The organism is Paenarthrobacter sp. AMU7, assembly GCF_041200195.1.
In the GTDB taxonomy this organism is placed as follows: domain Bacteria; phylum Actinomycetota; class Actinomycetes; order Actinomycetales; family Micrococcaceae; genus Arthrobacter.
This window is the reverse complement of sequence record NZ_CP165735.1, coordinates 4403222-4430019: the sequence shown is the minus strand read 5'-3', so window position 1 is coordinate 4430019 and position 26798 is coordinate 4403222. Positions and strand designations below refer to the sequence as shown.

Annotated in this window: 23 protein-coding genes; 6 read left to right on the top strand and 17 right to left on the bottom strand. The window is 61.7% G+C overall.

Going from position 1 to position 26798, the window contains the following annotated elements:
• Nucleotides 1–13: 13 nt before the first annotated feature.
• Nucleotides 14–541 (bottom strand): Gfo/Idh/MocA family oxidoreductase, encoded by a 528-nt coding sequence (locus tag ABQM86_RS20370; protein ID WP_369745427.1) that lies wholly within the window; start codon nucleotides 539–541, stop codon nucleotides 14–16.
• A 14-nt stretch (nucleotides 542–555) separates the two neighbouring features.
• Here ABQM86_RS20370 and ABQM86_RS20365 point away from each other — a divergent pair, with 14 nt between their 5' ends.
• From ABQM86_RS20365 to ABQM86_RS20355, 3 genes are all read left to right on the top strand, one after another.
• A complete protein-coding gene (locus ABQM86_RS20365) occupies nucleotides 556–1296 on the top strand; it encodes an ADP-ribosylglycohydrolase family protein (RefSeq protein ID WP_369745426.1) in 741 nt (246 codons plus the stop codon).
• Nucleotides 1297–1419: 123 nt separating this feature from the next.
• A complete protein-coding gene (locus ABQM86_RS20360) occupies nucleotides 1420–2349 on the top strand; it encodes a ribokinase (protein ID WP_369745425.1) in 930 nt (309 codons plus the stop codon).
• A 27-nt stretch (nucleotides 2350–2376) separates the two neighbouring features.
• A complete protein-coding gene (locus ABQM86_RS20355) occupies nucleotides 2377–3417 on the top strand; it encodes a LacI family DNA-binding transcriptional regulator (RefSeq protein WP_369745424.1) in 1041 nt (346 codons plus the stop codon).
• On the opposite strand, the gene ABQM86_RS20350 is transcribed toward ABQM86_RS20355, so the two are convergent.
• The 9 genes from ABQM86_RS20350 to ABQM86_RS20310 all read right to left on the bottom strand — a co-directional run bounded on the left by ABQM86_RS20350 (nucleotide 3414) and on the right by ABQM86_RS20310 (nucleotide 14740).
• Nucleotides 3414–4229: an NAD-dependent epimerase/dehydratase family protein gene (locus ABQM86_RS20350; protein WP_369745423.1), complete on the bottom strand. Its 816-nt coding sequence runs from the start codon at nucleotides 4227–4229 to the stop codon at nucleotides 3414–3416. The genes ABQM86_RS20355 and ABQM86_RS20350 overlap by 4 nt on opposite strands.
• A gap of 70 nt (nucleotides 4230–4299) precedes the next feature.
• Complete coding sequence (locus ABQM86_RS20345) at nucleotides 4300–5493, bottom strand: cellulase family glycosylhydrolase (protein ID WP_369745422.1); 1194 nt, start codon at nucleotides 5491–5493, stop codon at nucleotides 4300–4302.
• 101 nt (nucleotides 5494–5594) lie between these two features.
• Nucleotides 5595–7010: a right-handed parallel beta-helix repeat-containing protein gene (locus ABQM86_RS20340; protein ID WP_369745421.1), complete on the bottom strand. Its 1416-nt coding sequence runs from the start codon at nucleotides 7008–7010 to the stop codon at nucleotides 5595–5597.
• Nucleotides 7011–7096: 86 nt separating this feature from the next.
• Nucleotides 7097–9133: a heparinase II/III family protein gene (locus ABQM86_RS20335; protein ID WP_369745420.1), complete on the bottom strand. Its 2037-nt coding sequence runs from the start codon at nucleotides 9131–9133 to the stop codon at nucleotides 7097–7099.
• An 80-nt stretch (nucleotides 9134–9213) separates the two neighbouring features.
• Nucleotides 9214–10848: an extracellular solute-binding protein gene (locus ABQM86_RS20330; protein ID WP_280624536.1), complete on the bottom strand. Its 1635-nt coding sequence runs from the start codon at nucleotides 10846–10848 to the stop codon at nucleotides 9214–9216.
• An 89-nt stretch (nucleotides 10849–10937) separates the two neighbouring features.
• Nucleotides 10938–11804, bottom strand: coding sequence for a carbohydrate ABC transporter permease (locus tag ABQM86_RS20325; RefSeq protein ID WP_369745419.1), 867 nt, complete (start codon nucleotides 11802–11804; stop codon nucleotides 10938–10940).
• A gap of 50 nt (nucleotides 11805–11854) precedes the next feature.
• On the bottom strand, nucleotides 11855–12868 hold the full coding sequence (locus ABQM86_RS20320) for an ABC transporter permease (protein WP_369745418.1): 1014 nt from the start codon (nucleotides 12866–12868) through the stop codon (nucleotides 11855–11857).
• Entirely contained in the window at nucleotides 12865–14010 is a 1146-nt protein-coding gene (locus ABQM86_RS20315; protein WP_369745417.1) for a glycoside hydrolase family 88 protein, read from the bottom strand. The genes ABQM86_RS20320 and ABQM86_RS20315 overlap by 4 nt, the downstream gene beginning before the upstream one ends.
• Nucleotides 13994–14740, bottom strand: a complete 747-nt coding sequence (locus ABQM86_RS20310) for an RraA family protein (protein WP_280624531.1) — start codon at nucleotides 14738–14740, stop codon at nucleotides 13994–13996. The genes ABQM86_RS20315 and ABQM86_RS20310 overlap by 17 nt, the downstream gene beginning before the upstream one ends.
• A 228-nt stretch (nucleotides 14741–14968) precedes the next feature.
• Between ABQM86_RS20310 and ABQM86_RS20305 the strand changes: the two genes are divergently transcribed.
• Together ABQM86_RS20305 and ABQM86_RS20300 are read left to right on the top strand one after the other, a co-directional pair.
• Nucleotides 14969–15793, top strand: a complete 825-nt coding sequence (locus tag ABQM86_RS20305; protein WP_280624529.1) for an AraC family transcriptional regulator — start codon at nucleotides 14969–14971, stop codon at nucleotides 15791–15793.
• A 280-nt stretch (nucleotides 15794–16073) separates the two neighbouring features.
• Nucleotides 16074–17846: a heparinase II/III family protein gene (locus ABQM86_RS20300; protein ID WP_369745416.1), complete on the top strand. Its 1773-nt coding sequence runs from the start codon at nucleotides 16074–16076 to the stop codon at nucleotides 17844–17846.
• Between the two features lie 82 nt (nucleotides 17847–17928).
• On the opposite strand, the gene ABQM86_RS20295 is transcribed toward ABQM86_RS20300, so the two are convergent.
• Both ABQM86_RS20295 and ABQM86_RS20290 read right to left on the bottom strand, forming a co-directional pair.
• Nucleotides 17929–18633 carry an SDR family oxidoreductase gene (locus ABQM86_RS20295; protein WP_369745415.1) on the bottom strand — a complete coding sequence of 235 codons (705 nt, stop codon included), beginning with the start codon at nucleotides 18631–18633 and terminating at the stop codon, nucleotides 17929–17931.
• A 104-nt stretch (nucleotides 18634–18737) separates the two neighbouring features.
• Nucleotides 18738–19958 (bottom strand): MFS transporter, encoded by a 1221-nt coding sequence (locus ABQM86_RS20290; RefSeq protein WP_280624523.1) that lies wholly within the window; start codon nucleotides 19956–19958, stop codon nucleotides 18738–18740.
• Between the two features lie 101 nt (nucleotides 19959–20059).
• Here ABQM86_RS20290 and ABQM86_RS20285 point away from each other — a divergent pair, with 101 nt between their 5' ends.
• Nucleotides 20060–20668 (top strand): TetR/AcrR family transcriptional regulator, encoded by a 609-nt coding sequence (locus ABQM86_RS20285; RefSeq protein WP_280624521.1) that lies wholly within the window; start codon nucleotides 20060–20062, stop codon nucleotides 20666–20668.
• A gap of 146 nt (nucleotides 20669–20814) precedes the next feature.
• Here the strand turns inward: ABQM86_RS20285 and ABQM86_RS20280 are convergent, their stop codons facing one another.
• From ABQM86_RS20280 to ABQM86_RS20260, 5 genes are all read right to left on the bottom strand, one after another.
• Entirely contained in the window at nucleotides 20815–21408 is a 594-nt protein-coding gene (locus ABQM86_RS20280; RefSeq protein WP_280624519.1) for a histidine phosphatase family protein, read from the bottom strand.
• An 81-nt stretch (nucleotides 21409–21489) separates the two neighbouring features.
• A complete protein-coding gene (locus tag ABQM86_RS20275; protein WP_280624517.1) occupies nucleotides 21490–22341 on the bottom strand; it encodes an alpha/beta hydrolase in 852 nt (283 codons plus the stop codon).
• A gap of 123 nt (nucleotides 22342–22464) precedes the next feature.
• Nucleotides 22465–24090, bottom strand: a complete 1626-nt coding sequence (locus ABQM86_RS20270; protein WP_369745414.1) for an amidohydrolase — start codon at nucleotides 24088–24090, stop codon at nucleotides 22465–22467.
• On the bottom strand, nucleotides 24087–25325 hold the full coding sequence (locus ABQM86_RS20265) for a serine hydrolase (RefSeq protein WP_280624513.1): 1239 nt from the start codon (nucleotides 25323–25325) through the stop codon (nucleotides 24087–24089). Before ABQM86_RS20265 ends, ABQM86_RS20270 begins: the two co-directional genes overlap by 4 nt.
• Nucleotides 25322–26779, bottom strand: coding sequence for a cytosine permease (locus ABQM86_RS20260; RefSeq protein WP_369745413.1), 1458 nt, complete (start codon nucleotides 26777–26779; stop codon nucleotides 25322–25324). The genes ABQM86_RS20265 and ABQM86_RS20260 overlap by 4 nt, the downstream gene beginning before the upstream one ends.
• Nucleotides 26780–26798 lie beyond the last annotated feature (19 nt).

Sequence of the window (26798 nt, the reverse complement as noted above, 5' to 3'; positions counted from 1 at the left end):
GGTCAGAGTCCTTTCAGTTATCCGCGAAAGCGGGTGTGTTGGAGGGGTCGCCGGTGTCCAGTGGCGAAACGAAGGTGGAAGCAACGGCAACACGGGTGCCGGCCTGAGCGGAAGACTTGATGGCTTCCAGGACCTCCACTACGTGTGCAGCATGCTCGGCTGTGACGAGGTGGTGGCGGTCTTCCCGGATGGATGCGGCAAGGTCAGCCAGCCCAAGGCACCAGTCAACATCCGCAGTGCCTTCGCCGGGGACAAGCTCGGCAAATTTCCTGGCGTACTCTGCCCGCTGAATCCCTGCATCCGCCCGCAACCAATCATCCAGTCGCAGCGAACCGTCCACGCCATGAAATTCCACGGCCCGGGGGATGGTCGCGGAGTCAACAAAGAACGTACATGTCAAGCGCAGGATGGCGCCGTTGCCAAAACGTGCAACCACTACCCAGCCGTCAGGGGTGGGTACCGCGAGCGTTTCCCCGGACAGGGTAGTGCGCTCCGGGAGCATACTCACCGAAGTGGCAGTGACCTCGACGATGGGACCCAAAACCGCGGTGGCATGTGGCCGATGCCTGGACGGCCCTGTTGCCGCTGCGTCAAGTGTTCACTGCAGAACGAGCCGCGTACATCAATATCACCAATGGCCTGACGGGCCCGGACATTGCCAATTACCGCAATCCCTACCGTGAATGGATCGGCGCCCAAATCCGTGGTGATGTGTATGGCTATGTTTTCCCCGGAGACCCGTGGAAGGCGGCCGAGCTGGCCTTCCGGGATGCGTCACTGTCACATGTGGCAAATGGGGTCTACGGCGAGATGTGGGCTGCTGCCCTCATCTCTGCCGCCTTCACTTCCAACGATGCCACCGACGCCATCAAGGTATCGCTGTCGGTGGTTCCGCCCGGATCCCGGCTTGCCGAGGCCATCCACGCCGTGCTGCAACTGCACAAGGATGGCCTTGATTGGGACCAGGCCCTGAAGCAAATCCAGTCACTGTATGGGCACTACTCCTGGGTGCACACGGTCAATAACGCGGCCCTGGTGGTCGCCGGACTCCTGTGGGGCGAGGGTGACTACACCCGATCGGTGGGACTGACTGTGATGGGCGGTTGGGATACCGATTCCAACGGCGCCACCGTCGGCTCCGTAGCCGGAATCCTCGCGGGAACGGCGAAGCTGCCCTCACACCTTATCGATCCCCTGCAGGACAGGGTCCGGTCCGCGCTGTTCGGCTTCGACAACGCACGGATCTCCGACCTCGCAGAGCGCACGTTCAGCCTCGCCGTGAACGGCCTTAAGTGACCGAACTTTCCCTGATCAGCGCAGCGGGCATCATCATGATCGCACCGATGTTAATCCTGTTCCCGATACTTCAGCGTCGCTTCATCGACGGACTTGCCTCGTCGGGATTAGGAGGTTCATAGCGTGAGCAGCAACAGCACCGTGCTGGTGGTGGGATCGGCGAACATGGATTACATCGTCAAGGTCGTGGTTCCACCAGCACCCGGTGAAACCGTCCTGGCCAAAGCACTGGTCAAGCACGCAGGAGGAAAAGGCGCCAATCAGGCCGTGGCCGCTGCCCGCATGGGCGCCAAGGTCCGGTTCGTCGGATGTGTCGGGGACGACAGAGACGGCGAAAACCTGTTGCGTGCCTTACGCCAGGAAGGCGTCGATACGGGAGCCGTGGAAATAGCGGCACACGAGCAAACCGGGCTGGCCCTGGTTTCCGTGTTCCAGAGCGGCGAAAATTCCATCACAGTAGTCCCCGGCGCGAACTACGCCTTGCATGCGAACAGGGTCCGCCGGGCGTTTGGGTCAGACACCCTGCCACCCGTGGTGGTCCTGCAGGCGGAGATCAGGCCGGAGGTCATCCACGCGGCCATCGATGCGGCGGCGGAGGCGCACAGTCGTATTGTCCTTAACCTGGCTCCCTATCAGGCGATGCCGGAGGCGACCCTCTCCTTCTGCGATCCACTCATCGTCAACGAATCCGAAGCCGCCGCTATGGTTGGCTTTCCCGTGAGCGATCTTGACTCGGCACAGCGTGCCCTGAAAGTCCTGCGTGATTCAGTGCGCTCGGCTGTGATCACCATGGGTGCCCAAGGAGCCTGCTGGTCCGACAGCTCCGGGGAAGGACTCGTTGGAGCCCCCACCGTGGACGCCGTGGTGGATACCACCGGCGCCGGCGACGCTTTCGTGGGGGCTTTGGCTGCGGAACTGTCAGCCGGCGCAAGCCTCGAGCAAGCAACTACCGTGGGCGTTGAAGCAGGAAGCTTCGCTGTGGGCCGGTTCGGCGCGCAGTCTTCCTACCCGATGCGTGATGAACTGGGGTCGGTGACAGCTGGTCATTCTTAGAAGAACTGGGTCAAAAAGGAGCAGGACATGGTGACGCGAGCAGACGTTGCGTCACTGGCGAATGTTTCGCCGGCAGTCGTCAGCTACGTCATCAATGGTGGCCCCAGGCCGGTATCCCGGGAAGCCCGGGCACGGGTCAACGCAGCCATCGAAGCACTGGACTACCGGCCGAACGCAGTGGCATCCGCTCTCCGGGGAGGATCCACTAAGAACGTGGGCCTCCTTATCCCCAGCCCGGTCAACCCCTACTTCGCGGAGCTGGCCGAGGTCATTGAGCACGAGCTTCTGCAAGCCGGCTATCTGCTTTCCATCGGGATCACCCACGAGGATGCCAAGCTGCAAAGAACCCATGTCCGCTCCTTGATTGACCGAAGGGTGGACGGACTGCTCCTGATCTCTTCGGACGCTCTGGCGAAGATCCGTGAACACAAGGAACAGCTGCCGCCAATTGTGGTGGTTGACCGCGTAGACGACACAGATTCCACCTCTTGTGTCCACGTGGACAATATCCAGGGTGCGGCCACCGCCGTCGAACATCTTCAAAGCTGGGGCCACAGGCGTATCGCCTGTATCAGCGGACCTTGGCCCCTGAGAACCAGCAAGGACCGGGTGCAAGGGTGGCGGGAACAGCAACGGCGGGCCTCGGCGCCCCATTCACCGGATCTGGTGGCCCAAGGGGCGTTTACTCCTCAAGGCGGCGCGGAGGCAGCCACCAGCCTCCTGAGTCCGGAGCATCGGATGCCTGGATACGACGTTCCCACTGCCGTTTTTGTCAGTTCCGACGCGCAGGCCCACGGGGTCCTGCACGCCTGCAGCAGTCTGGGACTGCGCGTCCCCGAAGACATTTCCATTGTCTCGTTCGACGGAACCCAGTCCGCGCGCTTCACGCAACCGCCGCTGACCACCCTGCGGCAACCCCTCAAAGACATCGGAGCCAGCGCAGTGCGGCTGTTGCTGGCGAGGATCGCATCACCCAAGGAGCCAAAGGAAACCCTTGTTTTCCAAGGAAATTTGGTGGTAGGCGGTAGTTGCGCCCCGCCTAAGGGGTGTCCAGGAACCGTTCCCTAAGTCCAGTCGGTGTTGATGGGGTGTTGGGGATCAATGAACGTTCCGGCGATGAGCTCGGTTTTAGGGTCCTTGGGGTCATCCTTGGGAGAAGAAGCCATGCTCTGGAGGTGGTCTTCGGCGTCGTCCTGCGGGAAGAACCCGATTGCTTCTCCGGGTCCCAAGGGTACGGTCCCTTTGCTGTTCCGTGAGCTTCCCCAGACGATGTGGAAGCCCGGTTCTGCCAGTTGTATGGCTGCTTCTACAAGGCGTGCTGCGTCGTCGTGGGAAAACCAGGTGAGCCGTTGCCGTTGCCCGGACGGATGTTCACCGAATTCCATGATCCGTGCTGCTACCACACGCATGCTGAAGCGGTCGGCGTAGAGGCTGCCGATTGCTTCTCCTGCCGCTTTCGTCACGCCGTAGAGGGTGTCAGGTCGTGGCGGAGCAACCGGGCTTTGGCTTGCGGATTCGAACGTGTTGTAGCCGACGCAGTGCAGTGAGCTGGCGAAGAACACGTTGGGGACGCCGGCTGCGCGCGCACTTTCAAAGGCCGTGTATGTTCCGGTGATGTTCGTGTCCACAAGCTCGGCCCAAGGCCGTTCCGAGGGGTCCCCGCCCAGGTGCACCAGGGCCCGGGCTCCCAAGCATGCCCTGGTGGTGCCGTCGAGGTCGGTGACCGGAATATGGTGGAATTCCTCGTTGACGTCCAGCGGTCCCTCCGGTGCGGTCACATCCAGAAGCCGGATGGTCCGGCCGGGTTTCCTCAACCGTGGGCGCAGCGCGGTAGCGATGCGCCCAGCACCGCCAGTGATGACGATCGTTTCCGGTGGCATTGTTCCTCCTTCTGCGGGACCTGCTGAGGTCTCGATGCCGGGACTTGAGCTTCTTCAGGGCAGCATGCCATTAAACTATGGCGGTGATCCCGCGGCTGGCCAGGTAGCGGTCATCGTTGGCTTTACTTCTGAGGATGATCGCCGGGGACTCGCCGGAGTCGATGACGGCGAAGAAGCGGTCCGCGAAGGTCAGGTCCGGCGTCTGGTCGTCGTCAAGGATAAGTGCCGTATTGCGTGGTTGGGGTTCGGCCACGCTTCCCGCTTTGACTTCGGCGATGATGCTCGCGAAACGGGCGCCGGTGGGTTTGACGTGGTTGTCCCCGGTGAGGAGGCCGAGGTCGTATTCGAGTTCGACGAAGCCTGTGAGCTCTCTGTTGATGTCGTGAGAACACCACCAGGTAATGCCCCATAGATTTGCGACGCTGAGCGCGGATCGGGTTGCTTTGTCGACGTATGTTTCGCGTTCTTGAGCTGTCATCCAGTCGTTTGCGACGCCGTATTCCTGAAGCCAGACGGGCCGGGTGGGGTCGTCCTGGAATGCTTTGGCGAGTTCGAGCATGAATTCGGCCAGATGGAGTGTGCCGGTACCGAGCGGGCCGTACTGCTCGAGTGCACCGGTGAAGTAGCTCCAGGCGTGGATGGGCGTGAGCCCACCGGTGTTGGCCAGCGTGGGCCGACCAAAGGGAACGTCGGCTGCCAGCCACGGTGCGTGATCCATGCCAACGGAATGCAATTTTCCAGGGGCAAGCTGCTGGCAATGGTCCAGGAGGGTCCGGACCCACGCGTCCCCTTGCGGCTGGGTTGTGACATTTTTTGTTGAAGTGGCCAGGACGCAGGGTTCGTTGGCGACATCGAAGCCCAGGAAACGCGGGTGGGTACCTACCCGCTTCGCCAGCGAATCGAGGAGCGACAGCTGAGCGGTTATGGCGGCCTCGTCGGTGAAGATGTTGACGTTGTCGTGCAGCCACGAGGGGCGGAAATCGAATCCGCTAAGCCAGCCATTGAAAACCGTCACGATGACGTCCATGCCGTTGGCCTCGGCCAGATCCAGAAGGCGGACAAGGCGATCAAGCATGGTGTTGCTCACCATCCCCGGGTTCGGTTGCAGCAGCGGCCAAAGGCAGTGCACGCGTACGTGGTCGCATCCGAGCTGGGCTATGGCCTGGAAATCGTCCTGGAAATCTTGGTCGTTCCAGTCACTCCACGAGTACCACCAGCCTTTGCTGGGTACGTAGTTGACCCCGAAACGGGTTGCCTGCGTCATGTCGATCTCTTTCGCGGTGTCTAGGTTCCCGGAGTGGGATTAGGAAGTGCCCGGTCCGGCGGTGGGGCTACCTGCCGGACCGGGCATCGGCGCCGGTAAGGTCAGGACCCGTAGCCGTTTGCCCTGTAGGCGCCTCGGTCGATTCCACGTCCTGGCGGACGCGTCTTGCCCGTGAAATCGTCTTTTGGAGCCAGGTTCTTGGTGCCGCTGCCGATCGCGGGGGAACCGTCTTGCAGCCTGAAGTCTGCGTCGGCTGGGGTTAGGGCCGGGGTAACTAACAGGGGGTCCGCAATGAGGTCGTTGGGACCAACGACCTCCGGGGCCCGGCCGTTGAAGTAGATGTTGTGGTCGTAGAGGACGTTGATGTTTTTGTAGGCGGAGTTGGTGGATTTACCGGTCCGGACGTAGGAGATGTTGTTCAGGACGTTGCAGTCCTCGCTGACCCAGGCGCCGATGTTTCCGTAGTCCAGGGCCGGGCTCGCAGAATTGAAATAGCCGGTGTTGTTGATGATGTCCACGCCGTTGGCTTTGTAGGCGTGGATGCCCGAGCCGCCGTTGTTGACCACGATGTTGTTCGCCACCAATGTCCGGCCTTTGTACCGGGTGCCGCCGGCTTCGGTGCCCAGGGTGGAGTCGACGATGATGCCGTTGCCGTCGGAGATCTTTCCCTGCTGCCGCCACGGAATGAAGGACTGGTTGTCATAGACGAGGTTGTTGGTGAAGATGTGTTTGTACCCGGTGCTGGAGTCGAAGTTTGACGGGACCAGGGTGGAGATGCCGCTGTTGGCGAAGATCGAATACCAGGCGTTGGAGTGCACCGTGTTCCCGTGCACGGTGAGGTAGTCCGCCTTTGTTGCTGCGATGCCGCCGCCTGGCCAGTGGTGCACGAGGTTGTTGCGCACCGTGATGTGGTGGGAGCCGGCTCCGCCGGCGTTCCCGGCGGCCGGTTGGATGGCGATGCCGTTCGCGTTGTAGGTGGGGGTGGCTTTGAGGCGCAGTTCGTAGGCGTCTTCGTATTTCAGTCCGGCGCTGAGTCCGCTCAGGGTCAGGTTTTCGATGGTGATGTAGCTGGCGCTGGTGATCCTGATGCCGGTCCAGGAGTTCCGGGTCACTGTGATCACGGGTGTGTGGTTCGGGAACGCGGTGTAGGTGATCGGTTGCCCGGCCGTGCCCGAGCGGGTGATGATCAGTGTGCCTTGGTTCCCCGGGGCACCGTCGTCGATGTAGGTGCCATTCATGATCAGGACAGTATCCCCGGGCTCGGTCACGTTCGAGGCTGCCTGCAAAGTGTTGAACGCCCGCTCCGGGGAGCTGCCGTCATGGTCAGGGCCTGTACCGGCGTCAGCACGGACGTAGATCTTACGTCCAGCGGAGGCCATGGCCGCTTTGGTCAGCAGCGCACCTTCCTCAATGGTGAAGCCCACCGCTCCCACGGCTGCACCAATGCCCATCAACCGCAAAACATCCCTCCGTCCGGGACTCATCTTCGTTGACGTGTCGTTCGAGATCTTTTCCATGCGTAGTCCTTTCGGGCAGCCACAAGTGACTGCACTTATTCATTGATTCAAGGAGCAGTTCGGAATGTTTGGTTGGTTGGAAGGGGTTACTTGCCGGATTTCGCCGGCGTTTCCTTGAGGAGCCGCGTCAAGGGAAGCAGAACCTTTGTATGGTCCGGCAGTCCCAGTTCTATGCTGCCGTCGGCCTGGGCGTAGGCGTGCCAGTTCTGAATCTGTGAGTCGTGGTCCATGATGATGATGTACACGGCCCGGTGACGGGTGCCGGCAGTGGCCGTGGAGAAGGTGTGCACGTGGCCGCTGCCTTCCTTGCCTTGCCCCGGGGCATTCGGGTGGGGGTCATAGACGTCATGCAATGCCGAGAGCTCTGTTTCCACGGGGGCCGCAGACGCCAGCCCATCAGTTTCGCCGCTGAGCTGGAAGAACTTCACTGCAGCATCCCCGCGCCGGAAGACCAGCCGGGTATCAGTGGCGCGATTGGTCCGTAGTTTGTTGTCCCGGTTGTTCAGGACGAACTGGGAGTTGACCACCATGGGCCTTGCGGTCTCGATGTCGTCAACGATCACCGCCACATGAGGCAGCCAGGTTACCCACGTCCGTTGTGCACGCGTCACCGGCTTTCCGTAAGCGTCCGCGATGTCGGCGCCGAACACTGAAGCTGGGCCGGGAAAGACGTTCTCCACAGTTTCCGGCGCACGGCGAAGGCCCAGGGCATCAATACCGAGGCTCTGTTTCTGGTGCATGGTTTGTCCGGATGCCGGGTCCGAGAAGGACCAGGTGCTGTGGGCGCTACTATCTTTGGCGTCTTGGTAGGCGCGCAGCCGGTAGCAGCAGTGACCGGGATCAGTGAAGAACACTTCGCCGCCATGACCAGCGATAAAGCTGCCCTGATCGCGCTGGCGATGTGACGCCGTCGGCAGTTTGTCGTGGCCGTTGCGGACCGCAACGACAGTTCGGGTGTCCGTCCAGTTGTCCCGCGCAATCACCGTTCCTTCTGCGAAGCTCTGAACCTCAGGCAGGCCTGCTGCCACCGGCGACACGGCATCCGCCGCATCCGCCAGATGAGACAAGCTGATCCAGCTGATCTGATTGAAGAACCCGAACGAGGCAAGATCGGTAGGAGCCAACTCAAGATCGGCGTAACCCTGTTCGAACAGCCAACGGGCCAGGCCAGCTGCTTGCGGGTCCTCAAGATGGTGTGCCATGCAGAGTAGTGAGTCTGCCGGAGGCCGGCCGGTCATGGCCGAGTCACCGAAGTTGAGCAAGGTCAGGTGCTTGCCTTCACCCCAAAGGCCTTCCTGGGTGGAGAACATGACCGAATGGGCCACCCAAGGTAGGCTGCGGGCTGCTGGAACCAGTAGCCCAGGATCGGTTCCTGGAAGCCCGGCTGCGCTCATCAACTCGTAAAGGTGGGTCAGATGAAGAGTCGCGTAGCCCCAATACTGCAGGGATTCCGGGTAGCTGTCCCTTTGGTACAAGGTTGCAGTCTTCTTGAAGCGATCCGGAAGCGTCGCGATGTCCTGGTCCGAACCGACGGCGAGGGCCATGGCTGCGTAGCCATCCAGCAGCACCATGTACCAGTTGTTCAGTTCCCGGCCGGGTTCAGCCCCGAGGACCGGAAGCCGATCCTGCGCTTCGAGCCAGCGTCGGCTGGGTTCCAAGCCCTTGGTGATCACAGCCTCTTCAATGGTTTGACGCTCAGCCGGGCTGAAGATTTCCGGGCAGAGCTCCAAAGCGATGGCAACAGCCAGCCCTACGTGCGCGGTCTCGAGGTAGGCAATGGTGGGGCGTGTTTTAGCCCGGAAGGACGGGCCCACCCATTCATCGGGGCTCAGGGCGCAGATTCGCAGCACTTCGCCCCGAAGCCAACCTTCAAGAACGGGATCGGGCCGGTACGCGTGGGCAAAAGCCACGTCACTGATCCGTTCCCAGCAGACATGCCACCACTCGGCCAGCTCGCCCGGGTCACTAACTGTCTCTTGGGATGACCATTTGGTGGCACGGGCAAGGAGAACGTCCACCATCCGGGCGGCGCGGGGGCTCGAAGCGCACGAGGCGGCGATCTTTTCCACATCGAGTCGACCGGTCAGGCGAAAGGTAGGGGCGGGATCGATTACAAATGACATTCTGCCAAGGTCCTATACAGGTTGATGGGGTAGCTGGCCGGAGCTGGCTGATACAGATCGGGGGGTGTTCCGCCCTCTTGCTAGGCGTCTTTCTGGTCGGCGTACGCTTTGGCCAGTTCTTCCCGGATCTTTTTTCCACTTCCGCTGTTGTAGACCTCGATTGCCGAGTCCCAAGCGGAGATGTCCGAGCGTCCCGTGACGACCGCATTGCTGACGTCCGAAAGTTTGCGCAGGATGTCAGACTCTTCGCGCTCCATGGTTTCGGAGTCCAGGCCGAGCGCAGGATTCGCGGTTCCGTTGGAAACGATCTTTTCGTAAACCTCGAAGGCACGTTTGGTGGCTTCAGGCTTATTGGGGACCTGGATGAATTCCTGGGCTTTGGCAATGTAGGAAACAGGGGTGGTGTTCGCGTTTTCGGTGGACGCCAGTTTGGTCATTTCCAGGCCATCAGGGGTGCGCTTGAAGTGCTGGCCCTCAACACCCTTCTGAACCAGTTCCCATTCCACGGTGCCGTACGGGGCGGCCATGTAGTCACAGAGGCGCAGAAGCATCTTGATACGCTCCGGATCGGCCTTCTTGAACACGGTGTAACCGAAGATTCCAGATCCAAGCCAGCTCTGCATCTCCGTACCGAAAGGAACTGCGATGTCGGTCCGGAAGTTGCCCCCGACCCGGTCGAAGAAGGTACCGTTGCCGTAGTTCATGAAGTTGCCCGGCACTGCTGCGACATTCTTCGCATAGTACTGATTCATCATGTCGTTCTGGGACGCCGTGTTGGAGCTGGGGTGGTACAGCCCCTCCTTATAGAGATCGCGTGCCAACTCAATGCCGGACCTGAACTCTGCTGTCTGGCGGGTGGCCGTGAACTCTCCGTTCTCTTCCTTCCACTGGTTCGGTGCTCCGAAGGGACCGGCCATCGTGTCCAGGGAGAAGTCCCAGCCGGCAAAGGCACCAAGGCCGTAGGTGGAGCCCTTGGTGATGTCACGCAGGGACTGGGTGAACTGTTCCTTGGTCCACGGTTCAGGAGCACCGGCTGCGTCGAACAGGTCCCGGTTGACGTGCAGGACCCCTCCGGCCCTCGCGCGCGGGTTGGGGATACCGTAGATGCCGCCGTCAATGCGTCCCATGGCTTCCCAGGCGTAGCGGGGAAGTGCTGCCAGGTTGGGGTACTCCAGGATGTTGTCACCGCTCAGGTATTCGGTGAGGTCCTGGCATTTGGCCTTCACAAACTGCTTGGCCCGCGGCATGGGCGGTGAGGCAGGAATCAACATGGTGTCCGGCAGGTCATTGGACGCCGTGATGGTGGATAGTTTCTGGGTGTACTCGGAGGCCGGAACGATGTTGAGCTGAATGTCTGTGTTCGTGGCTTTGTTAATGGCCGCCCAACGGATGTTCTGGGGAGCGGGGTTGGGCGGCGGGCTGTAGCTAAGGATCAGCGATGAAACCTTGCTGCCGTCACCCACTGTTTTTGTCACTGACTGGGCCAAGTCCGTTGGGTACTTGAAAAAACCATCAATGCCGTTGGGGCCCAAGGTGCTGGGAAGGTCAGGTTTAGGTCCAACCGCCTTGGCGAACGTAGGCCATGGGGCCACGTTGGAACTGCTGGCAGTTGACCCGCCACCGGTGGAGCAGCTAACCAGTGCGGGGCCAAAGGCTGCACCCAGGGCGCCGGCGCCGAGGAACTGCAGAACGCTTCTACGGGAGGGCTGATTCATCGAAATCTCCTTTGATGTGATTCATCCGAGTACGTGGAGAGGGCAAGTTAAGCTCTCAACGCGAGGTTGTGAGTGAAGTGGAATGTGGGTCAGGACTTGATGGCGCCGGTCAGGACGCCTTGGGTGAAGTGACGCTGCACGAAGGGGAAGACGCACAGGATGGGGATCATGGCCAGAACCACGACGGCCATTTGGATGGATGTGGGGGAGCTCAGCATTGCCTCGGCGCTGGACACGTTGCCGGCAAGGGGTGAGCCTTCCAGCACGTACTGGCGCAACACCACTTGGAGCGGCCATCGGGTTGAGTCGTTGAGGTACAGGATGGCGCTGAAGAACGAGTTCCAGTACCCGACGGCGTAGAAGAGTCCCACCACAGCGATGGCGGCCTTGGACAAAGGGAGGGCGACGTTCCACAGCGTACGAAGTTCGCCTGCGCCGTCGATGCGCGCAGCCTCGTACAGTTCCTCCGGGATGCCTTGGAAAAAGCCGCGCAACACAATGAGGTTGAAGGCATTGACCAGCACGGGAAGAATCAGGGAAGCGTAGTTATCGATCAGTCCGAGGCTTTGGACCACCAGATACGTCGGGATAAGGCCGGGCGTAAACAGGAAGGTCAGGAGCACCATCAGCAGGATCGGTTTTCCGGCGAAAAGGTGGGGGCGGGCCAGTGCGTAGCCCATGCCGATCGTCGCGAGCAAGGACAACGCTGTTCCTATAACCGTGATCCCCAAGCTGACCATGGTGGCCCGGGAGACGACGCCGCCGGACAAGATGGTTGTATAGGCTTCGAAGCTGATGGACTGCGGCCAAACAACCCAGCCGCCGCTGGAGATCACTTCTTCCTTGCTGGCAAGGCTGGTTGAGACCACCACCAGGAAGGGGAAGATGATCAGCGCTGCGATGATCAGCAGCGATATTCCCTTGAGCGCCACGATGGCGGGATGCGGCTTTTTCATCCACGCGGGTCGCTCGCTTCTTGCAAGGATCGTCCGGCTCAGCAAGGCTTTCATCGGTACAGCCCCTGTTCTCCTAGTTTGTGGGCGGCCTTGTTGGCCAGGTAAACGAGCACTGCGGCGATGATGCCCTTCAGCAGTCCTACCGCCGTGGCATAGCCCCAGTTGCCGTCAATGACGCCGGAGAAGTACACAAAGGTGTCCAGGACTTCGGCAGCTTCGGGGCCAACGGCGTTGCGTTGGAGGAAGATCTGCTCGAATCCGACAGTGAGGATGTCCCCGAGTTTCAGGATGAAGAGCAGGACGATGATGGGGCGCATGGACGGGAGGGTGACGTGCCATAGTCGCCGCCACCAGCCGGCTCCGTCGATCGCGGCAGCTTCATACAGCTGCTCATCCACGCGGTAGAGGGCGGCGAGGAAGATGATCATGCCCCATCCGCAGTCTTTCCAGATCAACTGTGCGACCATCAGCGGCTGGAATGCCGAGGGGTTGCCGATGACGTCGATGGTTGAAAGGCCTGCGTCGGACAGCCATCCGTTGACAACGCCTACAGGTCCCAGAACCTGCTGGAAGAGCGCCACCACGATCACCCAGGAGATGAAGTGCGGAAGGTAGACGATGCTCTGGACAATTTTCCGCGCCCAGTCGAATTGAACGCTGTGGAGGAAGATCGCCAGTGCGATCGGTGCCGGGAAGAAGAAGATCAGCTGCAGTGCCGAGATCTGCAGCGTGTTCCTGACTGCCTGCCAGACGGCCGGGTCGCCGAAGAACGCCTGGAAGTTCTCCAGGCCCACCCAATCGGAGCCTTCAATTCCAAGGAACGGGACGTAGTCCTGGAATGCGATGACGTATCCACCGAGCGCCCAGTACTGGAAGATGAGGAAGAACAGCAGGCCGGGTGTGAGCAGCAGGAGTAGCGTCAGGTCCCGCCGCAGCCTTTTACGAACAGAAATTTTCGGCTGCTGGGTGTTCTTTGCTGAGGGCCCGGGGCGCCTGGTTTTAGTCTTGTCTACTGGCGGGAGTTCTTCTTTGGCCATGGTGGAGGCTGTTTTCTGGAGGCTCATGACGTCATCGCCGGAAGGTAGGCGGTGCTTTGCGGAGTGGCTCTCAGCTGAAGATCTTCAACGCCCACAACCGGGGCAACGGATAAGGCCAGGATCAGTGCGGAGAAACTGTGGTGCTCATCCTGGTGGGGTACGGGCAGCTCCACGTAGGCCTGGACGGTTCCCTTGCTGTCCCCGGTGCCGGGACACAGGGTTCCTGGACAGCTGTTTTCGGTGGAATAGTCCTGGTTGATGCACCATTCGCTCAGGCCGTTGAGGCCGCGGACCACGGCGTCGGCCCACGTCGTGCCAGTAAGAATCCCTTGTTCGATGCCTACGCCGAAGCTGTAGAGGATGAGTCCGGTTCCGGAGGCTTCCTCCCAGGCGCTCTGAAGCGGAATCTCTTGACGCCACAAACCACGAAGGGTCTGGTGGGGGAGGAGAGCGGTGCATAGGGCAACGAAGCGGCTCTCAACCTCAGAGCGGCGGGGGGCATCGACGGGAAGCCCGCGGAGCAGTTCCGCAAGGGCGAAGATGCCCCACCCGTTGCCGCGTCCCCAGTGATCCTGGGAAAGCACTCCCGGGGCAACGAAGCTCCGGCACTGATGCAGGAGGCCGTTGTCCTTGTTGAGGAAGGCATCGTACATCTTGACGGACTGGGTGATGGCTTCGTCAACGTACCGGGGTTCATCAAGTGCCAGGCCCGCATACAGGAGGAACGGCGAGGAAGCCATGGCGGCGTCGATCCAGATTGAATCATCTGTACCGGGGAGCTTGATGATCCCTTCAGCGTTCCGCGGTGCTGTCATGAGTTCTTCTGCGAAGTCACGCAGCAGCACCGCGCGGTCCGGTGTCCGGCCGATGGAGCTCAGAAAAGCCTGGGCGATTCCGCCGATGCTGTAGCTGGGAAAGTTGTAGTGAGGATGGGACACTTCGTCGGGGAAGCGCCGGACGATCTCTTCAACCCTGTCCAGCAGGGCCTCGTCAGTGGCTGCAACTGCCGCACGGGCCAGGCCGTAGATCGCCAATACACCGTAGTAGGCCTTGATTTCCTCAATGTCGTTGTAGTGGTTGTAAAGTCCGACGGCGATCTGGTGCGGTGTCTTGGACGCGGCGTCAAAGCTCGTTAACCGCTCGGTTGGGAGTTTAGAAGTAACCTCCACGCTCCACCACCTCCCTCGGAGCAATGCCGTCGGTGATCATCTTCTTGAGGCTGATTTCGTCGAACTGGATCCGTTCCGCTTCAACCAGCGTTTCCTCGGCGAGGGCGCGAGGGACGATGATCACTCCATCGATGTCGCCCACAGTGATGTCGCCTGGATGGATGGTGACTTGTCCGATGCGGACCGGCACCTGCCAGGCCGACATTCGGAAACGGCCGAGCATGCCGTTGGATGTGCGGTAGCGGCAGAAAACGGGGAAGTCCAGTTCCAGGATCTTGTCGGTGTCGCGCACTCCGCCGTCTACAATGGCGCCTCGGCATCCCTGCCGTTGCGCCGCCATGGTCATGACTTCGCCCCACTGGGCCGATTCGTCGTCGTTGGACGTATCCCAGACACAGACAGCGTCCTGCGGAATGGCCTCGAGCATTGCAGCCCGCTCTTCCATCTCATTTGCCAGCTGAAGGTTCTTTGACCCTTTGATGGTGAAGGCAATGCCGGCCACGCGCATGCTGGGTTCAAGCCCCTCAACGCTGGGCGGAAGGACCTGCTGGATGAGGCCCTTGCTGCGAAGCACATCGTTGATGGCTGCAGTAGGGATGACTTCAAAACGATCGCAAAGTTCGCGGTCCGACAGTGCGGTCGTGGCGGCCGGCTTGGCGGAGCCCGATCGTTCCGAGTCCGTCCGTTCCATGACGTGTACTGGGTCGGTGCCCAAGGTGTTCGGGGACATGCTTGTCCGCCTTTCGTCGTTGATTGCGGTAGCCGAATGTGGATTCACTCACCCCGCCGGGGCGTGCTCCTTGGGTATCAACTCTAGGAAGTCGGGGTGGGTTTTCCCATTCCTCCCGTGCCGTAAATTTGCACTATTCGACGACGCTCCAGCTTCTGCGGGCAGCATGCTAATGTACAGGCCAGTCGCCCACATGAGGGTTGGAACAAAGCCATTAGAGACGAGCGTATGGAAGAGCTTCAGGAAGGTCCTGTCAGTGGCATCGCCATGTCCTACGACTGCGCAGTTACCGGCGTGGACTACGTGATCAATCGCACCCCCAACCCTGCTTGGGGAATCAAGGATTTCGTCAATTCCCGCTCGCACATTCTTGCCTACTGCGTGTCCGGTAAGGCCTATTACCGGGTGAATGGCACCTCTCACCGTGTAGTCTCCGGGACCCTGATTTTCCTGCCCGCAGGCATGCCGCACACGGGCCGCAGCGACCGTGATGACCCGTGGCACTTTGTGTCTGCTGCCTTCCAGCTGGCAGCCTTGGATGAGGAGTCGGCCAATCTGCTGAAGGACCTTCCCCCCATCACGCATAACGTGCCGGCCGAGGTGGGAAGTTTGTTCTATCAGATGAGAGTGGCCTGGGAGGCAAAACAGCCGGGGCATCAGCTTCAGATCCGGGGCCTCCTCTCACTTGTTCTCTCGAGGGCCGTTGAAGAGTACACGCGTCCTGCACTGTCGGCGCCGCATGCCCGTCGCGTAGCTACAGTCACCGCCCACTTGCTGGAGAATTACCACAGCGTCTATTCCGTCGAGGAACTGGCACAAATGAGCGGACTGAGCCCCTCGCATTTCCGGGTGGTTTTCAAGAAAGTGACGGGCATGACGGCGACCAACTACCAGCAGCACATAAGGATCACCAAGGCCACGGAGTTCCTAAGCAGCGGCGAACACAATGTCACGGAAACTGCCCGGCTGTTGGGGTTCCGGGATGTCTACTATTTCAGTCGCCTCTACAAGCGGGTCACAGGAATCAACCCCTCGCGCTTGGCGAAGGGCTGACATCGCTTTCCGATCAGTTGCCATCGGACTTTATTTTGCACATTCCGCTGATGCCTCTGGCAACAGTGGCCTGAGTGGCGCAACCTAGGAAACGACGCCGTCGCCCACCGCCGGGGCAAATCCTCACCTCCTTCGGGTTGGGACTTGCGCTCCCCCGCGACGGCTCGTCCCAACACTCCTGTACCCCCAAGGACACAACGTCATGTCAAAACAAGCTGCGCCCAAATGCCGCACGATTTCTGAAGAGCAGTTACGACTCTTGCCTGGCCACCCACGAATCTTGGCTGATGCGGCGCGATTTGCCACCCTGAAGACCCAGGACGACGACGTCTCCCGCGCGATCAAAGCGCTCATCTTTCAGATAGCCGAAAAGGTCCTGATCGCGAGTCCAGTGGAGTATGAATCCGTCCCGATCCTGTTGTATCCCGTGCGTGAAGTTCAGGGCCGCGTCCTTGCTTTGGCCATGGCTTACCGTCTCAGTGACGATGCCCGGTACCTGGCACGGGCGCGGGACGAGCTTCGCAGGTTAAGCGCTTTGAAGAACTGGGGGACCGGCCACTTCTTGAGTGTTGGGGAAGCTGCGGTGGCCGCGGGCATCGGCTTGGACTGGCTTTACGACGAGATCCCGGAGGAGGAAAGGGATCACATAGCCTCCGCGATCAGGACGAATGCCCTGGAACCTTCGCTGGATGCGGTGGAGGGGACTAACGGTTGGGTTGATGGAGACTACAACTGGAACCAGGTCTGCAACGCCGGCCTGAGCGTGGGCGCCTTGGCTGTGGCGGAACGTGATCCTGACCTCGCCGCAAGGATCGTAAACCGGGCTATCAGGAACGTGCCGATCGCTGGAAAGGTTTACGCTCCGGATGGGTCTTACCCGGAGGGTGTCAGTTACTGGGCTTACGGGACTTCGTTCCACGTCATTCTGATCGAGGCCCTGCGTTCTGTAACAGGAGACAGCCGGGGCTTGGAACAACTGCCGGGATTCCTTGAAACCGCCGACTTCAAACTCCACATGTCCGGACCGACGGGTCTCGATTTCACTTACGCCGATTACCACCTTGAGAACCAGAACGAGCCTATTATGCTGTGGTTTGCCAGCGAACTGGGTCGCTTGGATCTGGCGGTCGACGAGCTGGCGGTGATTCAACGTCTGTCCCGGTCGTCAGAGGACGAGATAGCACTCCGCCCCAACCGACTTCTGCCATGTGAACTTCTATGGTGGAAACCAGAGCTGACCGGCCCGGGAAAGACGCGCTCGCATCATTGGACAGCCGGTGGAGTCTTGCCAGTAGCGGTGATGCGGTCAAGCTGGACCGATCCACGGGCCACCTTCGTTGCGGTCAAGGGTGGTTCCCCTGACCATTCTCATGCTCACATGGACGTGGGGAGCTTCGTTTTAGATGCAGACGGAGTTCGCTGGGCAGTGGATCCGGGAACGGAGAGCTATGACAGGATGCGGGCTGCCGGGATCACCCTTTGGGACTATTCGCAAGGCAGTACCCGCTGGGATACCTTCCGCGAGGGCCCTGAAGGGCACAATATCCTCCGGTTCAATGGTGCGGCCCAGGATGTTGCCGGCAAAGGTGAAATTGCTGAGATGGCCACTCAGTCAGGAGCACCGGCAAACGTGGTGGACCTGACGTCTCTCTACACCGGGCAGGTCGCTCGGGTTGAACGGACGGTATTGCTGGATACTGACAACTCGGTCCTTATCAGTGATGAGTGGACGACCGGCCCCCAGCCCGTCCAGGCAGCCTGGCAATGGCTCACCGAGGCCGAAGTGAGTGTGACCCCACAAGGACTGCTGCTCAGACAAGACGGCGAGTCGTTGGCGCTGACGGTAGAACCTTTGGCGAATACTACGGTTGCGGTGGAGGACGTTTCCGGAGCCCGTGAGCTCCAGGATTCGTCCAATCCAGGACTGAGCCGCATCGTCATCCGCTTATCAACGCCCGCCGGCACAACCGCCAAGCTACGGGTCCGGGCTATTCCTGGCAGCGCGGAACATCGAACCAATCAAGGGTTTGCGTTGCCCCGCCACCAGCAGTAGACGCTGTAAGAACTACCCGACGTAATGAATCACCCCCTCACGGCTTGCGAGGGGGTGATTCATTACGGTTGGTTCTTTGCAGTTAGTGCGGAAGGCCGGTGGATTCGAAGCTGAGTTCACGCACGACGACGTGTGGCGGGGTGCCGAGGACGAACAGTATTGCCGAGACCACGTCAGCGGCAGACATCAGCGCTTCGCGCTTGACAGGCCGGTCACCCCAGAAAGGTGTATCTGCTCCTCCAGGGGAAAGATTACTCACCCTGAGGTTTCGGTCCTTGATCTGCAACCCCAACGCATCACTGAACATGGAGACGGCGGCTTTCGCTGTGCAATACCCTGGCGCCGTAGCATTGGGGCGTGAGCCAGCCAACGAGCTGACGTTAATGACAAGGCCTTTGTTATCGGTAAGTAGCGGGATGGCGTACTTGCAGGCCAGGAACGTGCCGAGCACGTTGACTTCCAGCATTTTCATGAAGTCGGCAGCCGGCATTTCCTCTACCTTGCCTGGTATTGATGCCCCGGCGAGGTTGATGACGGCATCGACGCCGCCCCAACGTGACCGGATCTCCTTGAAGAAGCCTTCCACGTCAGCCTCGGACGTGATGTCTGCCGCATGCGTGAATAAGCCGTCCTGGCTGCTGCCCAACTCGGCCAGTCGCTCTTCCGAGGTACCTGTGGCGGCCACCACGGCGCCGAGTTCCACTAGGGCGGAAACCAGCTCTCTTCCGATGCCGCCGGTTGCTCCGGTGACGGCCACGCGAATTCCCTTGAACTGATCCGAGCGCACTGATAACTCCTGTTTAGTGTGAATAGTCCCGTCCAGTCTCCCCTTGGGAACAGGCATGGAACCATTGCCCGCGGCACTTTCTTTTGCACAATCCGACGATGCATCTAGTTGACGAGCGCGTTTTCCGGCGCACCCTCAGCCGTTGATTGCTGCAAGCGGATGAACTGAATGACGGCGCCTAAGGCAGCAAATGCCAAGAGGGTCACTGCATAGGCCTGGAGTGTAGGAACCAGTCCCCACACGGGAACCAGCAGGCCGGCAATGACGACCGGGACGCTGAACGCGAGGTATGCGGCTGTATAGATGCTGGCGAATACCCCCGCTTGTTGCTGCGGTTCAATCAAGGGTGCAATCAGGCGAAGTTGGCCGCCAAAAGATCCACCGAAGCCGATGCCTCCCAGCACCGCACCAATCCAGATGGCAGGCAACCATGGTGCGCTGAGTCCTATCAGGACCACAACGATTCCGGCGAGGATCAGGGACGCTCCCGCCAGGGTGCTGTGACGGGCGGGATGCCGGGCGAAATAAAAGCTTGCCACCGCTGCGGAGAACGGCCCCAGAAAAGCCGTGAAACCTGCGATGAGTCCGCCTTCCAGTCCGAATTGAAGCCGGAGCAAAGCGGGCGAGAGCCCCAGGAACAGTGCGGGAAACATCCAGCCGGCGATGTGGACGGGCAGGCCGGCTCCGAATTCGCGACGAATCGACGCAGGCAGACCAAGCCGCGGGGCGAGTGACCGCAGGGCGCCCGGCCTGGTGATGGCGGTTTCCGCCGTAAGGCTCACGTAAACCACTGCGATGATCATGACCACAGCAAGGATGGCGAAGATCAGCGTGTTGGCGTCCGGCGTGAATTGAACCGCAGCTCCTGTGACCAGGGCCCCGATGCCCAGGCCGCCGGCTACGGATGCACCCGTAAGCCCTCCGGCCAGCTTCTTGCGGTGAGGAGGTGCGTGTTCGGCGATGGCGGCATTGAAGGCGCTGGTTGCCAGCCCCGTGGCCACACCCTGCAGTGCCCGGGCCGCGATCACCCAGGCGATGTTGGGGGCAAAGATGAAGGCGGCCATGGAAAGCAGTTCGCCGTAAAGGGCCATGAGCATGACAGGACGGCGTCCCAAATGGTCGGATAATGACCCGCCGATGAGGAGCGCTGCCAACAAGCCGATCGCGTAGATGGAGAAGGCGATGCTCAGCGCGGCGGCCGAAAAGCCCCACTCCTGTTGGCGAAGGGAGAGTAGGGGTGTGGGCGCTCCTGCTGCAAAAAAGAACGCTGCGAACACCAGGGCCAGCCCGATGAATGTCGACTTTGAGGAGGCGGAACGAGTCAAGAGAAGGCTCCTTGAGTGGTGTTGTCTGGAATCTTTAGTTAGACAGGTCTGTTCAATAAAGTCAAGATAATTTAGACAGACCTGTCTGATATGCTGTTTCCATGGCTACCTCTAAGGTTCCCGCCCGTCAGCGACTTCTCGAGGCTGCGGACCGGTTGTTCTACTCCGAGGGCGTCCACACTGTGGGAATTGACCGGGTTATCGAAGAAGCGGGAGTCGCTAAAGGCTCGCTGTTCTATAACTTTTCCGGCAAAGACGATCTCATCGCCGCCTACTTGGCGGGCCGTGACCAGCGGCGCCGCGATCGAATCGCCTCATTCCAGCAAGGCTTGGACAACCCCGTCCACAAGCTGCTGGCCATCTTTGAGGCCCTTGGCGAAGCCGTAGCGGAGCCGGGCTACAAAGGCTGCCCGTTCGCCAACGCAAATGCCGAAGCCCGCCCCGGCAGCGTCGAGTCCGCTGCGCTGCGCACATTCCGCGACTGGCTGGCCGACGCCATGCTGTCCCTTTGCCGGGAGGCCGGCTATGTCCACCCGGCTGACGTGTCAGCCCGCCTGTGCCTCCTGTACGACGGAGCGGTCGCCAGCTCAAACCTCGATGCACAGCCTAGCGCCGTTGGTCTGGCCAAGGAGTTGGCATCAATGGTGCTGGAGACTGCACCGCGCGCCGATGAGCCTATGCCGACCGTCCCTCAACCCCTATCCGTGTGACCTGGGCATTTGGGGAGCATTTTCCTTGCCGGGCTCCCCTTCACCGGGCGGCGTAATGACGCCACCACCTGCCTCCCCACCAGGCTCCGATCGGACGTGCCAGCGTTGACCCGTTGCTCGATGCGACGTTGACAGGACGCTGGGAATCAGGCCTCGACGTCGGCGGTGACGCGCTCGCCGTTGAAGTACTCCAGCTGCCAGCCGTCGGTCACGTGGTGATGGGCCAGATTCAGCACCGCGTTCTGGACGCTGTCCAAGGTGCGGCCGATGGCGCGGCTGAGGGTCAGCCGGATCAACGTGCCGTGCGCGACCACGAGGACGCGCTTGCCGGCGAATTCTTGAGCCAATTCTTCCAACGCTGCGATTCCTCGATCGGCTGCGGCTTCATCGCTTTCGCCGCCGCGGAAACCGCCCGGGATGCGCAGGGCCTCCAGTTCCGGGCCGGCCTGTAATCCTTCGGCGGGTCCAAAGCTGCGCTCGGTGAGCTCAGGAACCAGCCGGGCAACCTTCAAGCCAAGCCCTTCGGCGATGATCTCCGCAGTTTCGGCGGCACGGCCCAACGGCGAGGACACCACGGCGTCCCACGGCTGGTCCGACAGGAAGGCGACGGCTTCGCGCGCCTGGCCGCGACCGACGTCGTTCAGCGGAATATCGGTGGACCCTTGCAACCGGCGCTCCGCGTTCCAGTCGGTCTGGCCATGGCGGACGAGGGCGAAAGTTGTGAGGGTCATGCCTTCCATTGTGCCCTGCGTACCTGCGGGACCGCAGTTCCGTACGTCACGTAAGGAAGCGCACGACGGCGGGAGGTCGCCGTCGGGCGTTCAGCGGTGCCGCAGTTCGTCCAGCAGTTCCCTGACTAGGGTGGGTTGCTCGGCAATCGCGAAGTGGCCGCAGTTCGGCACTGTCATGGTCCTGACATGCGGCCCAATGGAGGCCAGCTGATCAAGATCGGATGGGGGAGTGAACGCATCGCTGTCCCCGCGGATTGCAAGGATGGGACACCTGATGCCGTTCCACTGGGCAAAGTCGTACTGCGCCACGGCCCGCGTTGCTGCGCAGAAGGCCCGTGGGCGGGCGTTGTGTCCCAACCCGCGGATGACGTCCGCCGGAATGGCCGCAGGGTCCGCGAAGAGGGGCGACAACAGCAGCCGCATCAGTGGAGTGGCGCCGACACCCCGGATCAGGGCCAGGCCCCAGGCGCCCGGGGCTGCCATGGCACGCATGAGCAGGAGCATCCCGACAAACCACGGCAGCGTCGCGAGCCCGCGCCACGGATGCCGGACAGAGTGGGCAACGCCGAAGGCCGTGGGCGATATAGCCGCAACGCTGCGTGTTTGTTCAGGCCACGCCGCAGCAAGATGCAAGGCAATGACGCCACCCATGGAGTGGCCCACCAGGTTCCACGTGCGGTAACCGAGGCTGTCCAGAACCTCGACCACGGCACCCGCCATGGCCTCGACGGTAGCGGACTCCAGCCGCGCACTTACGGTGGAGTCACCCCAGCCGGGCAGGTCCAGGAGGATTTGGTCGCGTTCAGGGGAGCCGGGGAGCAGTGGTTGGAAGGTCGTCCACGATCCCGCGGCGCCGTGGAGGTAGACGTCGGCGATGTGGTCACGCCTCCTCGGGGCTTCCTGAACGCGTACAGCGCACGGACCCAGTTGGGTGGGAATCACCTCCCGCCTAAAAACTGCGCTGCCCGGTAGGGACGCTTCCTGTTGAACTTCCGTGGTCACCCGCTGCTCCTGGTCTTTGCCAGTGATTCGGAGCAGCGGGCGTTCTGGATCGGCGCGGTGGTTTCAGGCGGGTGATGGGTCCTGTTCGTAAACCGTGCGCCCGCCCACCACTGTCCGCAGGACCTTTGCGTCCAGGAGCGCACGCGGGGCTTCTGCAGTGAAAACGTCGGTGTCCAGGACCACGAAGTCCGCGTACAACCCAGCCGCCAGGCGGCCGATGTTGTGTTCCGCCCCGCACGTCCAGGCCGAATCACGGGTGGCGTGTTCGATCGATTCGGCCAGTGGCAGCGCGAAGTCCGGGACGTTGGTTCCGACCGTGGCATCCAAGGCTGAGGCCCGCGTGGTGGCCACGTACATGTTGGGCAGCGGCGCGTGCGGGGAGGTGGGCGAGTCCGTGCCAAAAGCCAGCCGGGAGCCGGCAGCGGTGATCCAAGGCCATGGGAAGCCGCGTTCCACGCGGTTATCGCCCAGCTTGGCGCACCAGTTTTCGCTGATGGCGGGATCAGCATGGACCGGTTGCATGCTCGCGGTAATACCCAGTGCGGCGAGGCGATCGACGTCGGCCCTGTCCACCAACTCCAGATGCTCAATGCGGTGACGGCGTTCGCGGGGGCCGTTCTCCGCCACTGCGTGTTCCACGGCGCCGATGGCGATCCGCACGGATTCATCGCCGATCGCGTGCATGGCAACTTTCAAACCGGCAGCGTCTGCCGCGGCAACCACAGGCGCGAGTTCTGCAAGGCTCCAGATCGGTTCCGCATTCGAACCATCGGCGTAGGGCATCCCGAGGGTGGCAGTGCAGCCATCGATGGTGCCGTCGATGATCACCTTGATGCCCACCACGCTCAGGAAAGGAGATTCATGCTCGACGGCGAGCGCGGCCGCCCGCTGGACCTGGGCGATGTTCTCCTCGGCCGATCCCGCGTTGTTCACCCTCCAGTAGGCGATGAGCCGGCTGGTCAGGGTGCCGTCTTTGTCCGCACGCTTAAAGGCCTCAAGGTCGGTCTCGTTGAAGCCCATGTCGCAGGCGGTAGTCACGCCTGTTTCGCGGTAGGCCTGCTGGACTGCGGCGATGCTGGCCTCGTGTTCGTTTTCGCTGACCTGGGCATCGAGGTAGGGGAGCACGATGTCGTAGAAGGCGTTCTCGTCGATGTAGCCGGTGGCGTTCCCGCGGGAATCGCGCTTGATGGTGCCGCCGTGCGGGTTCTCGGTGTGGTGGTCGATGCCGAGTTCAGCCAGCGCCGCAGTGTTGACCCACACGGAGTGGAAGTCGTAGGCGAAGGCGTACACGGGCTTGTCTCGAACTACGGCGTCCAGCATCGCCGCGTCCGGCACGCCGCCCGGAATGGCGCCGTGCAGCCAGCCGGTGGCCAGGATCCGGTCAGCGTCCGGGCGTTCTGTGGCCCTTGCCTTGATGCGTTGCTGGATGTCCTCCACGGATTTGGCTCCCCACAGGCTGACCTGTCCCAGGGCTTCTCCAGTACCTACGACGTGCGCGTGACCGTCCACGAATCCGGGGACCACCAGGCGGCCTCCAAGGTCCACCAGTTCGGCGTCCGGGCAAAGGCGTTCGGCGGTATCGGTGTCGCCGACGTACAGGATGCGCCCGCCCTGGACGAGGATGGCCTCGGCCCAGCGGCGGGTGTCGGAGGTGAAGATGCGGGCGTTGGTGTAGAGCTGGGTGGTCACGCTGCGTTGTCCTTGCTTTCGGGTGCTGTTTCGGCTGCTGCTTCGTCCGTGGCGGCTGCTTCTGCCGCAATCCGGCTGTCCAGGGAATGGCTCACGTCCAGGAGCAACTCGTTTTGGAGTTGGTGGAGGTGCTCGCTTTCGGGCTCAGGCCAGGTGGACATCTTCACGATCACGGTATCGGTGGCGGGGTCTATCCAGAGGTACTGACCGTATATGCCGATGCCGGTGACGTTGCCTCTCCCGTTGCCCGTGCACCACCACTGACGGGTGTAGGAGCCCTGCGGGTGGATGGCTGTGAAAGAGGAGTCTGCCATGGCTTCACGGTCCCCGCCGTTGAGGATGCTCCCCACCCATTCCGGGGAAACCACCCTGCCAAGGGGACCTTTGCCGTCGTCGAGCATTAACTGCCCCACCCGGGCGAGGTCCCGGGCGGTGCAGGAGACCCCACCGTTCGCGAAGCCGAAGCCGGCGGAATCCACGGTGATGGTGGCATCCCGGTCGGCGTCGAGTTTGGACCACAGATACGTGGACAGCGCCTCGGAGTAGCGCAGCCCTGTGACGCGTTCGATGATCCAGGCAAGAACATCGGTGTTGGCCGAGCAGTACTGGAATTCGGACACTGTGCCGTTGCCGGTGAGCGTGGTCAGGAACGCGTAGGTGTCCTGGGGATCCTCGGGACGACGGGTGCGCCACCCTGCGGAGCGGTCATGGGTTTGAACCTCGGACGCTGGGTCCACATAGTCCTCGCTGTAATTGAGGTGAATGGCCATATCCAGCACGTGCTGGATGGTGGGCCCGTCGTAGGCGGAGCCGGCCAGCTCTGGAACGTAGTCCACCACGCGGGCGGACGGGACAATCTCTCCCGAATCGATCAGGGCCCCTACCACCAGGCCACACATGGACTTGGATACGCTCATCACCAGGTGCAGGTCATCCGGTGCGAAGCCGGGGCGGTAGTACTCTCCGATGACCTGGTTGTGATGCAGGACCAGAAAGGCATCGGTATAGGTCTCTTCGAGCCGGCGCTTCAGGCCCGGGAGCCCCAGGCCGTCCAGGCTGTCAGCAGCCGCAACGCGGTTGTCCCGACGGCGGCGGGCAACTACCGCCGTCGGGACTATCTCGCCAAGGTGCGCGAACGTCCAACGGTTGTGCGGTCCTTCCTGCCAGGTGTCCAGCGTCGGCTGGCCGGTGGCGCCGGGATAGCGGTCAGGGTGGTGGCCGGTGGGGGCGGTCATGAGTGCGCTCCTTGGATGACGGATGGTGTGGTGGTACTGCGGCGCAGGGAAGGGGTCAAGGCGACGTACGCGCCGGCGGTGACGATCATGGAAACGGGTACGGAGAGATCCAGGAAGCCCATGGCTGCCGAGACGGGTCCGGTCCATACGGCGTTGGTGAGGAAGAGCGAGGCCACGGTGGCGCCGAGGACCACCGCGAGCAAGCCGGGGATATGCCAGCCACGGCTGTACCAGAACGGGCCGCCCGGTTTCTCGTTGAAAAGGTCTTCACCTTTGTATCGATTGCGGCGAAGGATGACGTCCACGGCGAAGATGGCCATGGTGGGGCCGGAGATCAGGACCAGCAGTTGCAGCATCAGGTTGACGGCGTCCAGGAGGCTGGTGGACATGACGAGGTAGATGGTCAGTGCTGTGCCGATGGCCCCCACCACGATGGCCGAAGGGATGCGCCTGATCGGGACGCCGATGGACTGGAACGCCATGCTGGCGGTGTAGGTGGTCATGCCGTTGAGCGAGATCGTGTTGATGATGACCCCCACCACGAAGATTGGTCCCAACCAGGCAGGGAGCAGGGCCAGGAGTGCCGACTCGATGCCGAGGTCCATGGCTGCTGGGCTGATGCCGGTGGCCAGCAAAGCTCCCACGGCCGTGAAGAACATGCAGGGCAACGCGCCGCCAAAGGCCGTGGCCGCGATGATGTGGGAGCGTTTGGTGGCCTCCGGGAGGTAGCGGGCCAGATCCGGGCTGTTGGTGTAGGAAAGCGGGGTGGAGGCCAGAATGGCGATCCCAATGGTCACGGCAGACCACAGCGGTGCTCCTTCCAATGGTGCCGGAGCCGCATATCCCCACTGCACGTGGGGCAGGACGAACACTGTGACCAGCAGGAAGATGGCCAGCAGCACCGAGGCCACTACGGGGTAGCTGCGGAGGATCAGGCTGTGGCCGAAAACAGCTACCAGCACGGTAACCGCGGCAACAACGATGGTGACGATCACCGGGCCGGCTACGGGATCCGTGAAGCCAAGCTGTGCCAGGAGTTCAGCGCCCATGAAGGAAGAGGCGAGCCAGTTCAGGGCCAGGAAGACGGCGGAAATGAACCAGCCGAAGAAGGCGACGACAACCCTGTTGCCGCGGATTCCGTAAATGGCGCGGGTGATGACGGAGCCGGATGTTCCTGCGGCCGGGCCGCTGGTGGCCACGATCCCGGTGAGGATCCATGGGAGGCTGCCGGCAACAATGACCAGAAGGGCCTGCCACAGTTCCAGGCCGAGCAGGATCAGCGAGGCACCCACGGTGAAATTCAGGACGCTGACGTTGGGGGCCGCCCACACGGGGAAGAGGTCGCGGGCGCGGCCGTGCCGTTCGGAGGCTTCGATGAGTTCGATGCCGCGGGTTTCGGGATGGGCAAGGGGTTCCGGGTAGCTGACCGGATCGGTGACATGGGGCTGGGACAACGCTGTTCCTCTCGGGCAA